12 protein-coding genes are annotated in these 14,468 nt (G+C 59.2%); 7 read left to right on the top strand and 5 right to left on the bottom strand.

Features of this window, described 5'->3' with window-relative positions; all coding sequences use genetic code 11:
• Positions 1 to 5: 5 nt before the first annotated feature.
• A complete protein-coding gene (gene bhsA / locus AC2CGI_RS17950) occupies positions 6 to 266 on the bottom strand; it encodes a multiple stress resistance protein BhsA (RefSeq protein ID WP_004936809.1) in 261 nt (86 codons plus the stop codon).
• 195 nt (positions 267 to 461) lie between these two features.
• Between bhsA and AC2CGI_RS17945 the strand changes: the two genes are divergently transcribed.
• The 5 genes from AC2CGI_RS17945 to AC2CGI_RS17925 all read left to right on the top strand — a co-directional run bounded on the left by AC2CGI_RS17945 (position 462) and on the right by AC2CGI_RS17925 (position 5,567).
• Positions 462 to 905: a lipocalin-like domain-containing protein gene (locus AC2CGI_RS17945; RefSeq protein ID WP_015379208.1), complete on the top strand. Its 444-nt coding sequence runs from the start codon at positions 462 to 464 to the stop codon at positions 903 to 905.
• Positions 902 to 1,570: a glutathione S-transferase family protein gene (locus AC2CGI_RS17940; RefSeq protein WP_004936814.1), complete on the top strand. Its 669-nt coding sequence runs from the start codon at positions 902 to 904 to the stop codon at positions 1,568 to 1,570. Before AC2CGI_RS17945 ends, AC2CGI_RS17940 begins: the two co-directional genes overlap by 4 nt.
• A 47-nt stretch (positions 1,571 to 1,617) precedes the next feature.
• Positions 1,618 to 2,025, top strand: a complete 408-nt coding sequence (locus tag AC2CGI_RS17935; RefSeq protein ID WP_015379207.1) for a VOC family protein — start codon at positions 1,618 to 1,620, stop codon at positions 2,023 to 2,025.
• Between the two features lie 333 nt (positions 2,026 to 2,358).
• The gene (locus tag AC2CGI_RS17930; RefSeq protein WP_004936819.1) at positions 2,359 to 3,720 is read left to right on the top strand and encodes an NCS2 family permease; all 1,362 of its coding nucleotides are present in this window, start codon (positions 2,359 to 2,361) and stop codon (positions 3,718 to 3,720) included.
• A 197-nt stretch (positions 3,721 to 3,917) separates the two neighbouring features.
• Positions 3,918 to 5,567 carry a Na+/H+ antiporter gene (locus AC2CGI_RS17925; RefSeq protein WP_004936822.1) on the top strand — a complete coding sequence of 550 codons (1,650 nt, stop codon included), beginning with the start codon at positions 3,918 to 3,920 and terminating at the stop codon, positions 5,565 to 5,567.
• 73 nt (positions 5,568 to 5,640) lie between these two features.
• On the opposite strand, the gene AC2CGI_RS17920 is transcribed toward AC2CGI_RS17925, so the two are convergent.
• Positions 5,641 to 6,528 (bottom strand): LysR family transcriptional regulator, encoded by an 888-nt coding sequence (locus AC2CGI_RS17920; RefSeq protein WP_004936826.1) that lies wholly within the window; start codon positions 6,526 to 6,528, stop codon positions 5,641 to 5,643.
• 139 nt (positions 6,529 to 6,667) lie between these two features.
• Between AC2CGI_RS17920 and AC2CGI_RS17915 the strand changes: the two genes are divergently transcribed.
• Together AC2CGI_RS17915 and AC2CGI_RS17910 are read left to right on the top strand one after the other, a co-directional pair.
• A complete protein-coding gene (locus AC2CGI_RS17915; RefSeq protein ID WP_004936830.1) occupies positions 6,668 to 7,090 on the top strand; it encodes a CidA/LrgA family protein in 423 nt (140 codons plus the stop codon).
• Complete coding sequence (locus AC2CGI_RS17910; protein ID WP_004936833.1) at positions 7,083 to 7,772, top strand: LrgB family protein; 690 nt, start codon at positions 7,083 to 7,085, stop codon at positions 7,770 to 7,772. Before AC2CGI_RS17915 ends, AC2CGI_RS17910 begins: the two co-directional genes overlap by 8 nt.
• A 41-nt stretch (positions 7,773 to 7,813) precedes the next feature.
• Here AC2CGI_RS17910 and AC2CGI_RS17905 read toward each other — a convergent pair whose 3' ends face one another.
• The 3 genes from AC2CGI_RS17905 to lpxP form a co-directional block, all read right to left on the bottom strand.
• The gene (locus AC2CGI_RS17905) at positions 7,814 to 11,752 is read right to left on the bottom strand and encodes a non-ribosomal peptide synthetase (protein WP_076741021.1); all 3,939 of its coding nucleotides are present in this window, start codon (positions 11,750 to 11,752) and stop codon (positions 7,814 to 7,816) included.
• Positions 11,753 to 12,454: 702 nt separating this feature from the next.
• Positions 12,455 to 13,150, bottom strand: a complete 696-nt coding sequence (locus AC2CGI_RS17900; protein WP_171404461.1) for a CTP synthase C-terminal region-related (seleno)protein — start codon at positions 13,148 to 13,150, stop codon at positions 12,455 to 12,457.
• 115 nt (positions 13,151 to 13,265) lie between these two features.
• The gene (lpxP, locus tag AC2CGI_RS17895; protein ID WP_004936843.1) at positions 13,266 to 14,186 is read right to left on the bottom strand and encodes a kdo(2)-lipid IV(A) palmitoleoyltransferase; all 921 of its coding nucleotides are present in this window, start codon (positions 14,184 to 14,186) and stop codon (positions 13,266 to 13,268) included.
• Positions 14,187 to 14,468 lie beyond the last annotated feature (282 nt).

Raw genomic sequence — 14,468 nt, 5'->3', positions numbered from 1 at the left:
GACGATCAGTTGAAGATTTCTGCGGTGCCGTACAGTTTGTTCTGACCACCGGCGGCGACGATGCGGTAGGCGCTGGCGCCCGACGCGGCGGCTTTGCTGGCCAGTTCGCTTTCCAGCGCGCTCAGGTTAGCGGCGCCGCTCACGGTGACGACGCCGATCTTCTGGGCGTCTGCAGCAGGTTGGCTGGAAGGTAGGTCAGCGGCGAAGGTAGCGAAAGAAGCGGTAGCCAGCAGTGCAGCGGTAGCAAAAATTTTGACGTTTTTCATGATGCGTTCCTCAGAGTGTTTGTTAGGTGAGAGCCCGTTGTCTCTCGATGTGTTAAATACTAGTGCACCGGATGTGAATAAAAAATCGGAGAGTTTTGAGTATCTCTGTCAAATAAATTGATTGTTTTTCATCCGCTGGCGCGGGGCAACAATCGCCACTACCCTTTACAGACGATCCTTAACCGGAGAAGCGTCATGACGATGAATGCGTTTATCGGTAGTTGGGCGTTGGTGTCGTCGGCGTTCAAAAACCAGAACGGCGAGCTCAATTACCCGCTGGGCGAGCAGGTGTTGGGGCGCATCCACTATGAGGCCAACGGCACGATGGCGGCGCAGCTATACAGCGCCGTGCGGCCGCGTTTTGTCGCCGACGATTTGACGCAGGGATCCGAGCGGGAGATCCATGCCGCCTTCATCAATATGATTTGCTACTTCGGCCGTTATCAGGTGGAAGAAAGTGAGCAACGGGTGGTGCATCAGGTTGAAGGCTGCTCGTTCCCCAATTGGATAGGCAGCCGTCAGGTGCGTTTTTACGCCTTTAACGCCGATCGGCTGACGTTGCGCACGGTGCCGCTGCAGCTCGGCAACGGCGTGCAGGTTGGCGAACTGGTGTGGCAGCGGACAGGAGCGTCGTCATGATCATCGTTCATCATCTCAATCACTCGCGGTCGCAGCGCATTCTGTGGTTTCTGGAAGAGCTGGGCGTGCCCTATCAGGTGCAACGCTACGAGCGCGATCCCAACACCATGCTGGCGCCGCCGGCGCTGAAAAAGATCCACCCGTTGGGCAAATCGCCGGTGATCGTCGATGGCGATCTGACACTGGCGGAATCCGGCGCCATTATCGAATACTTGCAGGAAGCCTACGACGCACAGGGCATGTTTATGCCAACCGACTTCCACGCGCGTCAGCAATACCGTTACTGGCTGCACTACGCCGAAGGATCGCTGATGCCGCTGTTGGTGATGAAGCTGGTGTTCAGCCGTCTCGGCCAGCCGCCGATCCCCTGGCTGCTGCGGCCGGTGGCCGGCGCGATCGGCAAAGGCGTGCAGCGGGAATACCTCGACAAGCAGATCGCGCCGCACTGCGAATTCCTCGAACAGCACCTGAATAAGGGCAGTTGGTTCGTTGGCAACGACTTCAGCGCGGCGGATATTCAGATGAGCTTCCCGCTGGAGGCGATGGCGGCGCGCGGCGCGTTGGATGATTGCCCGAAACTGCGCGGTTTCCTGCAGCGCATTCACGCCCGGCCCGCCTACCAGCGGGCATTGGAGCAGGGCGGCCCTTACGACCTGCTGAGTTAGGCGGATGGGCTATACTCGATGGGGTCATTCTTCATCGGAGGTAGCCCATGGCTACGCAAATCTTCGTCAATCTGCCCGTACGCGATCTGCCTGCCTCAATGGCGTTTTTCACCCAGCTCGGCTTCAGCTTCAACCCGCAATTTACCGACGATACCGCCGCCTGCATGGTGGTCAGCGACACGATTTACGTGATGCTGCTGACCCACGACAAATTCAGGATGTTTACCCCGAACCCGATCGGCGACGCCAAACAGGCCACCGAAGTGTTGGTGTGCCTGTCGCAACCCAGCCGGGCAGCGGTGGACGAACTGGTGCGCAAGGCAATCGCCGGCGGCGGCAATACCTATCATCCGCCGCGGGACTATGGCGTGATGTACGGCCACGGATTTCAGGACCTGGACGGCCATATCTGGGAATTGATGTATATGGATCCCGCGGCGGTGCAGGCGCAATAAGCTCGCCGTGAAGCAGGTCGGCAGGGGCGCCGGATCGCCCCGTCTTTTCGCGCAGAAGCTATTCCCGCCGTTTTCTGCATAAATTGCCGCGATCTTTAGTTGATTAGACGCTAGGGAAGGCAGGATAATCGTTTGCCTTGAATAAACCACCATAAATCACCCGTACCGCGCGCTGCGAGTTAAACGTTTGCCTGGGTGCGCATCGCCGTTGGCGGTGTGGCATAAGGGCAGGGATGCGGAACGTGACGTAAACGATTACGTGGCGATCGGGCGCGGGCGAGATTACAGGCCTGCTGTGACGGGCCGATTCATGAAACACAGGGGAAGTAACCTATGTCGAACTCTCAAGCGAACCACGCCGCAAAACCAACCGGCGGGCTTGATGGCTATTTTAAAATTTCCGCGCGCGGCAGCAGCGTGCGTCAGGAGGTGGTGGCGGGGCTGACCACCTTCCTGGCGATGGTGTACTCGGTGATCGTGGTGCCGAGCATGCTGGGCAAAGCGGGTTTCCCGCCGGCGGCGGTGTTTGTCTCCACCTGCCTGGTGGCCGGTCTGGGGTCGCTGTTGATGGGGCTGTGGGCTAACCTGCCGATGGCCATCGGCTGTGCGATCTCGTTGACCGCCTTTACCGCCTTCAGCCTGGTGCTGGGCCAGCACATCAGCATTCCGGTGGCGCTGGGCGCGGTGTTCCTGATGGGCGTGCTGTTTACCATTATCTCGGTCACCGGCATCCGCGCCTGGATCCTGCGCAACCTGCCGATGGGCGTGGCGCACGGCACCGGCATCGGCATCGGGCTGTTTCTGCTGCTGATCGCCGCCAACGGCGTCGGCCTGGTGGTGAAGAACCCGCTGGATGGCTTGCCGGTGGCGCTCGGCGCGTTCACCTCTTTCCCGGTCGTCATGACGCTGGTCGGCCTGGCGGTGATCTTCGGCCTGGAGAAACTGCGCGTGCCCGGCGGCATTCTGCTGGTGATCATCGCCATTTCCATCATCGGCCTGATCTTCGACCCGGCGGTGAAATACCAGGGGCTGTTCGCCATGCCGAGCCTGGCGGACGCTGACGGCAAATCGTTGATCTTCAGCCTGGATATCATGGGCGCATTGCAGCCGGTGGTGTTGCCGAGCGTGCTGGCGCTGGTGATGACCGCGGTGTTCGACGCCACCGGCACCATCCGCGCGGTGGCCGGGCAGGCCAACCTGCTGGATAAAGACGGGCAGATCATCAACGGCGGCAAGGCGCTGACCTCGGATTCCCTGAGCAGCATCTTCTCCGGCCTGGTGGGCGCCGCGCCCGCTGCGGTTTACATCGAGTCCGCCGCCGGCACCGCCGCGGGCGGCAAGACCGGCCTGACCGCCACCGTGGTCGGCATTCTGTTCCTGCTGATCCTGTTCCTGTCGCCGCTGGCCTATCTGGTGCCGGTTTACGCCACCGCGCCGGCGCTGATGTACGTCGGCCTGCTGATGCTGAGCAATGTCACCAAGCTGGACTTCAACGACTTCGTCGACGCGATGGCCGGCCTGCTGTGCGCCGTGTTCATCGTGCTGACCTGCAACATCGTCACCGGCATCATGCTGGGCTTCAGCTCGCTGGTCATCGGCCGCATCTTCTCCGGCGAATGGCGCAAGCTGAACATCGGCACCGTGCTGATCGCCGTGGCGCTGGTGGCGTTCTACGCCGGCGGCTGGGCGATTTAAGCCGCTTGGGTTTCCCTCGCCCGCCGGGCGGGGGAGCCTGTTACGGCAATTCCCTTCTTAAGATAAGTCTTCTTCTGCTCTGCATCGCGTTTTGAAAGGCACAACAAGCTTTAACGGCTGTAAAAAAAGTGATCTACTATCGTGACCAACGCAGGCCCTGAGCCGATGTCGTCTGAATCGTAGAGTCTAAGGAAAGCATGGAAATCTTTTTTACAATCCTCATTTTGATCCTGGTGGTCTCCCTGTCCGGGGTGGTGACGCGCATGTTGCCGTTCCAGGTGCCGCTGCCGCTGATGCAAATCGCCATCGGGGCCCTGCTGGCCTGGCCGCATTTCGGGCTGCACGTCGATTTTGATCCCGAACTGTTCCTGGTGCTGTTCATCCCGCCGCTGCTGTTTGCCGACGGCTGGAAAACGCCGACGCGCGAATTCCTGCATCACGGGCGTGAAATTCTCGGCCTGGCGCTGGTGCTGGTGCTGATCACCGTGGTCGGCGTCGGTTATCTGATCTACGCCATGGTGCCGGGCATTCCGCTGGTGGCGGCCTTCGCCCTGGCGGCGGTGCTGTCGCCGACGGATGCCGTGGCGCTGTCCGGCATCGTCGGCAAAGGGCGGATCCCTAAGCCGATCATGGGCGTGCTCGAGGGCGAGGCGCTGATGAACGACGCCTCCGGCCTGGTGTCGCTCAAGTTCGCCATCGCGGTGGCGATGGGCACCATGGTGTTCACCGTGGGCGGCGCGACCCTTGAATTCCTCAAAGTGGCGATCGGCGGCCTGCTGGCCGGCGTGGCGGTCACCTGGACCTACAGTAAATCGCTGCGGGTGATGAGCCGCTGGAGCGGCGACGATCCGGCGACCCAGATCGTGTTCCTGCTGCTGCTGCCGTTCGCGTCCTACCTGATCGCCGAACATATCGGCGTTTCCGGCATCCTGGCGGCGGTGGCGGCGGGGATGACCATCAGCCAGTCCGGCGTGATCCGCAACGCGCCGCTGGCGATGCGTCTGCGCGCCAACAGCGTGTGGGCGATGCTGGAATTCGTGTTCAACGGCATGGTGTTCATCATGTTGGGCCTGCAGCTGCCGGGCATTCTTGAAACCTCCATCCTGCAGGCGGAGCTGGATCCGACCATCCAGACCTGGTACCTGTTCGCCGACGTGGCCACCATCTACGCCGCGCTGTTGGTGCTGCGCTTCACCTGGCTGTGGGTGATGAAGAAGGCCAGCAACCGCTTTATGAAAAAGCGTCCGCTGCAGTTCGGCGATTACAGCACGCGTGAGCTGTGGGTGGCGTCGTTCGCCGGGGTGCGCGGGGCGATTACCCTGGCCGGTGTGCTGTCGATACCGCTGTTGCTGAGCGACGGCACCGCCTTCCCGGCGCGCTATCAGCTGGTGTTTATCGCCGCCGGGGTGATCCTGCTGTCGTTGATCGTCGGCGTGCTGGCGTTGCCGCTGCTGCTGCGCGGCGTGCAGGTCACCGACAAGAGCGCCAGCAAGCAGGAAGAGCGCATGGCGATCGCCATGGCGGCCGAAGTGGCGATTGAGAGCGTGAATAAAATGGAAGAGCGCCTGGTTGCCGATACCGAAGAAAACCTCGATCCGCAGGTGTTGAAAGAGGTCAGCTCGCGGGTGACGGGCATGCTGCGGCGGCGCATCGCGTCGAAAGACGATATCGAGAATGCGCTGGCGATGGAAAACCTCGAGCGGCGTTTCCGCCTGACGGCGCTGCGCGCCGAGCGCGGCGAGCTGTACCACCTGCGCGCCACGCAGAAAATCAGCAACGAGACGCTGCAAAAACTGCTGCACGATCTCGACCTGCTCGAAGCGCTGCTGATCGAACGCGAAGGGTAAATCTCAGAAGAGGAATAAACGTTTTCCTCTTTATTTCTGTCCTGAAGGGCCGCCTGTGCGGCCCTTTTTTTGGTTACTTGAGCGGCGGCCAGTAGTCGCGGCAGCAGGCGATCCAGGCCTGCGCGCTGTGCGACAGGTAGCTGCCCTGGCGCCAGATCAGGCCGATTTTCCACTCCATGCGCGGCTCCAGCGGCAGCCAGACCAGGTTTTCCTTGTCCAGCCAGCGACAAACCGGCTCCGGCAGCATGGCGATGCCCACGCCGGCCTGCACCATCGAGGCGAGAAAGTCCCATTGGCCGCTGCGCACCGCGATTTGCGGTTCAAAGCCGGCCAGGCGAAACGCCTTCATCAGCATCTTGTACAGCGCAAAGTCTTCGTTATAAATCAGGATCGGGCTGTCGGCCAATTCGGCGATATTGATGCTGGTGCGGTTGAGCCACTGCGGCGTGCGCGGCGCCACCACGCACATCGGATGGCCCAGCAGCGGCAGAAAGGTCAGCGGCTGCGCCGAATCGAAGGGCAGCACCGTCATCGCCAGATCCAGTTCACCGGACATCACCGCCTGTTCGACCGACAGCCCGCCCAGCTCGGAAATCTTTAATTCGATGCCGGGGTAGGTCTGGCGAAAGCGGCGGATCAGATCGGCAATCTGCCTGCCGACCATCGGCGGAATGCCCAGCCGCAGCACGCCCTTTTTCACCGAGCTGATGTCTTCCAGCTCCGCCTCCAACTGGCGGAACTCGTCGAGGATCGTCAGGCCGCGCTGGTACACCGCCTGGCCGCTGTCGGTCAGGCGCAGCTTGCGGCCTTCGCGGATCAGCAGCGTGCATTCCAGCTCTTCCTCCAGATGCCGCAGCATTTTGCTGATGGTGGGCTGGGTGACGAACAGTTTTTCCGCCGCGCGGGTGAAGCTTTGCTGGCGCACCACTTCAACGAAGTAGCGCAGGGTGCGGACATCCACGTTAGGGTTCTCCTTGGGGACGCTACCGGCGAGAAACTATTCCCGGACGGCATGATGTCGATAATTTTAATTCATTTCAGGCGTGGTTTCCCGGCTGCGTATACTGTAGGCCGTCAATTATTGTTTGAGGTCATCTTTCATGTCTCTGGCGTTACGCCGCGTTGCCCCCTCCCTGCTGACCCGTTTGCAGGTGCCGATCCAGGTGGCGTTGTATGCGGCGCTGTTTCTGATCGCCGATCGTCTGGTGCAACAATTCCACCTGCCGCTCCCCGCCAATATCGTCGGCATGCTGATGCTGCTGGCGCTGATCCTGCTGCGCATTCTGCCGCTGAGTTGGGTCAAGGCCGGCTCCCGCTGGCTGCTGGCGGAAATGCTGCTGTTTTTCGTGCCGGCGGTGGTGGCGGTGGTCAACTATGCCCAGCTGTTGATGGTCGAAGGCTGGAAGATCTTTTTGGTGATCGCGGTCAGCACCATGCTGACGCTGGGCGCCACCGGGCTGGTGGTGGACAGGGTGTATCGGCTGGAGATTTGGCTGCAGCGGCGGAAGCAGCGCCATGAATGATTTTATCCTCAGTCTGGCCTGTTTTCTGGCGACGCTGGCGCTCTATTTCGCCAACAAGAAACTCTATCGCCGCCGCCGCACGTTGCTGCTGATGCCGCTGGTGCTGACGCCGATGATTCTGGTGTTGCTGCTGGTGGTCACCCACATCTCCTATCAGGACTACATCGGTGAAACCCACTGGCTGCTGTGGCTGCTGGGGCCGGCGACCATCGCCTTCGCGGTGCCGGTGTACGAGAACCTGCATATCATCCGTCGCCACTGGCTGTCGCTGACCGCCGGGGTAACGACCGCGGTGCTGGTAGCGGTTTACAGCTCGGTGTGGCTGGCGCGCCTGCTGACGCTGCCGGAAGAGGTGCAGCGCAGCCTGGCGGTGCGGTCGATCACCACGCCGTTCGCGCTGGAGGCCGCCAAGCAGATGGGGGGCCAACCGGACCTGGTGGCGTTGTTCGTGGTGATCACCGGGGTGTTCGGCATGGCGGTGGGCGACATTCTGTTTCTGCGGCTGGCTGTACGCAGCCGCCTGGCTAAAGGGGCCGGATTTGGCGCATCGTCGCACGGCGCCGGCACCGCCCGCGCCTATGAACTGGGGCCGCAGGAGGGCGTAGTGTCGAGCCTGGTGATGATGTTGGCCGGCATTATCACGGTGGTGGCCGCGCCACTGATCGGCCGGCTGATGTGGTAAGGAGGCGGTCTGCGGCGAACTGCGCCGCAGACCGTAGAGCGTCAAGGAAGGTTGCCGAGCATCGCCGGCGTGCGCGATGACTGCCGCAAGGCGCGTCCTATCTCCTCGTGGCTGAAGATAATGGAGTGATGATTGCAGGGCAACGGATGCACCTGCAGATGTTGACCGATTGCCGACAGGCCATTGTCGGCAATCGCCAGCAGTTCCCGCTCATCGCCCAGGCCGGTGATATTCAGATTTGCATCTTCGGTCGCCTTGAACAGCGTGATGCGTGCATGTTGCAACGGTGCGCTGAGCGTTTGTTTTGCCAATGCCAGCTCCGTCGGCTCTGCCTTTAAGGCCCGGTCGGCGGCCTCGCCGTCAATACCCAACATGGCCAGCATCGCCGCCAGCATGCCCGGCTCGCTGCGGATCTGGAATGGGGTTCGGTAGAAGGTATCAAGCAGGAACAGTTGGATATCGCGATAGCCCTGGCTTTCCAGTTGAGCGGCCATCTCCAGCGCGATCAGGCCCCCTAGCGACCAACCCAACAGACGGACGGGGCGCGCCGGCGACAGCCGCATATGGCCGAGATAATACGCCGCCAGCTCGCGTAGCGAAGTGATGTGCGGCTGTTGGAACAGGTTGTAATTGTTGATGCCTAACACATTGAAATCTTTCTCTAAATAGTTCGCCAGATCGCGATAAACATCGCAACCGGTGACGGCAGGATGGATCATCCAAACGCTGTCGGGGGTGATGGCGTGGTTCAGGCGCTCTACCTGTTTAAAGGTAAAACTGGCCTGATTCAGACGGGTCAACAGCTGCTGCAGGGGTTCGGAGGTGGCTGGAGCCGTTGCGGGCACGCCGTCGGTGAGAATACGGGCCTGGCCGCGCAGCGTCGAGTGAGCAAACAGCGTTTTAATGCCTAACGAATGCCCGTGTCGCTTCAGTTTAACCAGCAGTTGAATGGCGTGCAGCGAATGGCCGCCCAGCGCGAAGAAATCATCGTCGCGGCCAATGCGCGTTGTGCCCAGCAGTTCGCTCCACAGTTCGGCCAACTGCTGTTCCTGCTCGCCTTGCGGGGCTTCATAAGCAGCGGTTTCCTGCATGTTGGCTGGTGCCGGTAACGCTTTGCGATCCAGCTTGCCGTTGGGCGACAGCGGAAAAGCATCCAGCCGGATAAAACAGGACGGCACCATAAAGTCCGGCAGGTGTTGCTGCAATTGCCGACGCCATTCGGCGGCGTCGGCCGTTTGCTCTGGGGCGATGACATAGGCGACCAGGCGCTTGCCGCCGCTTTCGTCTTCCCGTGCCAGAATGGCGGCGTCTTCAACCCCTGAACACTGTCTGAGCTGTTGCTCGATCTCGCCTAATTCAATGCGCAGGCCGTGGATTTTGACCTGGAAATCGTTTCTGCCCAGATACTCAATGTTGCCATCCGGCAGCCAGCGGGCCAGATCGCCGGTTTTATACAGGCGAGCCTGCGGCTCGGCGCTGAAAGGATCGGCGATAAATCGCTCGGCGCTCAGCGCCGCGCGGTTCAGATAACCACGGGCAACCTGAATACCACCGATATGCAATTCGCCGGCGATGCCAGGCGGTAACGGTTGCAGTTGGTCATCCAGAATATGGAGCTGGGTATTGGCGATCGGTTTACCGATCGGTACCAGTGGGCGAGGATCATCGGGCAGGCATTGCCAGCTGGAAACGTCTACGGCGGCTTCCGTCGGGCCGTAGAGATTGTGCAGTTCCGCCTGCGGCAACTGCTGCAGGCAACGTTGTACCGTCGCGAGCGGCAACGCCTCGCCGCTGCACACGATGCGTTTCAGGGAGGCGCACTGCGCCATATCGCCGTGGCGCAGAAACAGTTGCAGCATAGAGGGGACGAAATGCAGTGTGGTGACGCCATGTTGTGCGATGCAGGCGCTGAGATAATCCGGTTCCTGGTGACCGCCCGGTTTGGCGATGGCCAGCCGGGCGCCGACCATCATCGGCCAGAAAAACTCCCAGACAGAGACGTCGAAGCTGAACGGGGTTTTCTGCAGCACGACATCATCCGGCGTCAGTGTATAAGCCTTTTGCATCCACAGGAGTCGGTTGATCACCCCGCGGTGTTCGTTCATCACCCCTTTGGGTTTCCCCGTCGAGCCGGAGGTGTAAATCACATAAGCCAGGCTGCGCTGTGGATCGGCGGCCAGCGGCGGCGGGTTGCCATCCGGCGCTTGCCGCCACAGATGGCTCTCACGTTGAAGATGCAATCGCGGCACGGCGATATCGCGCAGCGGGTGCAGCGCGTGTTCGCCGCCATCGTCGATCAGAACGAATCTGGCGCTGCAATCTTGCAGCATGTGGCGCAGGCGGTCTTGTGGATAGTCGGGATCGAGCGGTACATAGGCGGCGCCCGCCTTCAGGATGGCGTACAGGGCAATCACCATATCCGGGCTGCGGTTGACGCATACCGCGATGCGATCGTCAGGCTGTAATCCCTGCAGCCTGAGAAAGGCAGCCAATCGATTCGCCCGCTGATTCAGCTGTTGATAACTGATCTCGTGGTCCCCGTAGCACAGCGCCGGCGCTTCTGGCGTCAGCGCGGCCTGCCGTTCCAGGAATTGATGTACGCCTTGCGGCATGTCTGCCCATGTTTGTCGGGTTTCATTCCATTGATGGAAGATTTGCTGTCTTTCCTGCGGCAACAGCAGCGGTAACTGCCCCAGCGGCAGCGCCGGATCGCCGTCCAGTAGCGTGTTCAGCAGGTGCAGTATGCGGGCGGCGATGCGCTCACCGTCTTCCTGACTGAACCAGGCCTGATTGAAGTTGAACTCCAACAGCGGGTCGTCGCCCGGATGGTAATGGCGCAGGTAGACGCCGAGGGGCAGCTGTTCCTGACCGTGGTGCAGGTTTTCCACCTTGAACTGGCTGCCTTCCAGTTCGATGTCGGTCGGAAAAACCTCCAGAGAAAAGCTGATGTCGAACAGCTGGCGCCGCTCCTGCTGATGCAGGTTCAACTGGCGGTTGAGTTCGGCAATGGGAAAACGCTGGTGACGATAACACTGGCGCAGCTCGCTGCCGATTTGCCGCAGTAAGTGGCCGAAGGATTGCTGTGAATCGACCGTGATGCGCAGTGGGATCATCGAGGAAAACATGCCCAATGTTTGCTTATGTTCGGCGGTACTGCGGTTATGTACCGGCACGCCCAGCGTGAATTGATCGGTTTGCCAAATCCGGGCGAACCAGGTGGCCAGCAAAGCGCTAAAAAAATGCATTGCAGAACCGCCCTGCGCGGCGGCGTATTGTTCCAACTGTAGGAAACGCTCGCGTGGCAACCGCTTGATTATCTGATGGCTGGGGTAGGTTTGTTGCCCACAGTGATTTTGGCGGCGTTCCAGCATGGAGGGGGGCGCGTCGATGAAACGCTTCAACCAGAAATCACGATCGCGCTCGTAGCGTGGAGACTGCTGATAGGTGCGATCGCTGATGACGAAGTCTTGGTAACGCGAGTGGGGGGCTTCGTTTTTTATCCCTGCTTTTAATTGTTTATAGCGCTCCATGATCATTTTGCTCAGCAGGGAAATTGAGGTGCCGTCCGCAATCAGGTGATGGGAAGCAAGCAGCCATAGCGTGCTGGATCCGCTGACTTTGGCCAGGTGGCAGCGCCAAAGCAGGCTGTCATACAGTGAATAAGGCTGCAGGAATTGAGAACGAAGGTGTGTTTCTGCCAGGCTGATGGCATCTTGTCTGTGCGAAAAATCGTGGTAATGCAGGTCGATATAGGCCCGGTCGCAGGTTTCCTGGGTAATGCCTTGCGGCGTTTCTTTCAGCGTGGTTTGCAACGCATCATGTTGTTGCTGTATTTGCCGTATGGCTTCTTGAAACAGCGGTAGCGAAATCTCGCGCTCTACGCGCCATAAACACCCAACGTTATATAAGGGGATATCGGGGTTTAAAGATTGGTCTAGCCACACGGCTTGTTGCACGGTCGTCAGGGAATAAGCGGACACGGAACCACCTCCACAAATAAGGAATGAATCGAATTAAATAAAGTGAGTCGCAGCCAAGCACTCGAACATTATAAAAGGTGATTATTAAGTTGGCCTGTTTTCACATTAAATATTTTTAATGGTTTTATTTTATTATAATAAATGCAATGATTTTAGCGTTAATGATTTGTATTTTATTTATTTTTAAACTGGTTTTTTGCCATTGCTTTTGTGGCGTGTTAATCACGATTGACTAGCTTTTATTCGTGATATTAGTAAGCGAAATCATGTAATTTATTGTTTTATTTGTGATTTTTTATTTTTGGCAAAAGGGGGGCGGAGCTGAGGCGGTTCGTAAGCGATAACGGAGTGGTATCTCAGCGGGCAAGTTCGGTTGCTTCTCTGCAAGAGATAACAGGCTGAATCATAAAAAATTATAAAGAATCTCTTATGTTGTATTATTATAAAAGAAATAATAATGAATAATAAGAAGTGAAGCTTATTGTGATTTCATGCATTTCTTTATTCGTAATTCTGCTGTTAACTTTCATAGGAGTATGACGTTTCAATTAAACTGCGATGAATGATCCGTTATTGGGCAATTAATGGATTAACTTTAATGAGATAATAAATGTGAAACGTTGATGCCGAGTGATACCCGAAATGAAAGACGCAACGAGAACCCTGTCTCGCTGCGGCTCGATCCTACGGGGAGGTAGCAGGTTAGCAGACGGCGGCTTTGACGAGTTCCACCACCAGCGGCGAAAGCTCGCCGCGCAGTGCAGCGCGTTCTGATTGGAACAGCGTGGCGACGTAAAAACGCCGCTCCGGCAGTTCGATGGCGCGCACGTCGCCTTCGGCATCGTGGCCGCTGATAATCAGCGGGAAGCGCTCAAGGTCGGCGACGAAGTCCGGAGCCACGCCAAAGTTGCAGTGGTAGCCTTCATGGGTGCTCAGGCTGCCGTAGGCCTGCGCGACGCGGGTGTCAGGCTGAAAAACGATGTCGCCGGTTTTTTCCACCAGCGAGCAGCTCAGCGGGGCGATCACCAACCGGCCACCGCTGTCGGTTTCCGCATGGCCGGCGTCGTGCCAGCCCATCACGTTGCGGGCGTACTCGATGATGGCGTACTGAAAGCCGCCGCAGGAACCGAGGAACGGCACGTCGTTTTCCCGCGCATGCCTGATCGCCATAAAGGCGCCGTCGTCGTGACAATATGGGCTGCCTGGCACCACCCAGATGGCATCGAAATCTTGCAGGACATCGGGGGAGGTCAGGGTTTCGGTCGGTAGCCACTGGGGCTGCACGTCGATGTCGAGATGGGCGGCGGTGAGCTGGAGCGCCACGGGGATGGCCTGATGGGCCACGGCTTGCGGGTTGTAATCACCGACCAGAGCAATGCGGACTTGAGCTTTCATCATTTCCTTTCCTGTGCGGGTAAAGAGGGAGATTACAGGAAAGCGACATGTTGAGCCGCAGATTTTTTAAACGCGGCGCACAAAAAAGCCCGGCGTCGGCCGGGCTGGAAAACGGGGCTCAGTACAGCGACGGCGCGCCGACTGGCCGGGTTTTGAAGCGGCGATGTAGCCACAGATATTGCTCCGGCGCCCGCATGATCTCTTTCTCGATCACTTTGTTCATATAAGCCGCCGCCGCCTGTTCGTCGCTGAGCGGGTAGTCTTCCAGGGCCGGCTGGATCAGCAGGTCGTAGCCGCGGCCGCCTTCACGGCGGATCAGCACCACCGGCACCAGCGCCGGGTTGGCCATGCGCGCCAGCATGAAGGTGCCGCTGGTGGTGGCGGCCTGATCGACGGCGAACAGCGGCGCGAATACGCTGCCGCGCGGGCCGTAATCTTGATCCGGCGCGAACCAGACCGCCTCACCGCGCTTGAGTGCGTGCACCATGCCGCGCAGATCCTTGCGATCGATCATCGCCTTGTTGGAGCGCATGCGGCCCTTGGTTTGCGCCCACTCCATCGCCTTGTTGTTGTGCGGGCGGTACATCGCCATCATCGGCTGGCACAGGCCCATTGCCCGGCCGCCCAGCTCAAGCGACATAAAGTGCACGCCGATCACCAGCACGCCGCGGTCGTCACGCTGCGCCATTTTGAGGTGGTTGATGCCGGAGACGTTAAACCAGCGCTTAACGCGTTTATCCGACCAGAACCAGGCCATGCCGGTTTCCAGCAGGCCCATGCCGAGGGACTCAAAGTTGCCCACTACTTTACGCTCGCGCTGCGCTTCGTCCATCTCGGGGAAGCACAGTTCGAGGTTGCGGCGGGTGATGGCGACGCGACGCTTAAGAAAGCGCATCGAGGTGCGCCCCATCCATACGCCAAGGCGGTTAAGCAGCGGGTAGGGGAGTTGCACCAGCAGGAACAACAGGGCCAGACCGAACCAGGTCAGCCAGTAGCGCGGGTGCAGCAAGGAAAGTTGAAATCTCTTTTGGCGTTTCATAGCAGCTCGTTTATGCGTTAGGGGGGTAGCAACCTGTAGCGCATAAAGGATCCACTCGATAGCGATACAACGACTCAGACACCCGGGGACGGCCAGGGTTTAGTCAGAATTCCATAATTGACTAAACATTTACATTCGAAGGGCGGTTTGCGCTGCTATCAGGCTTCGGAGGGATAGCTGTTGGCCAGCGGAGGCGGCTCTAGGAATGCGTATGTTAACACAGGGTACGGGGTTCAGAGGAAGAGAGGCATGCGAATATTCTCATTCGCATTGCCTCTGGAT

Source organism: Serratia sp. LSHTC3, assembly GCF_057197125.1.
Note: the sequence above shows the minus strand (reverse complement) of the source record. Positions and strands in the feature narration are given on the sequence as shown.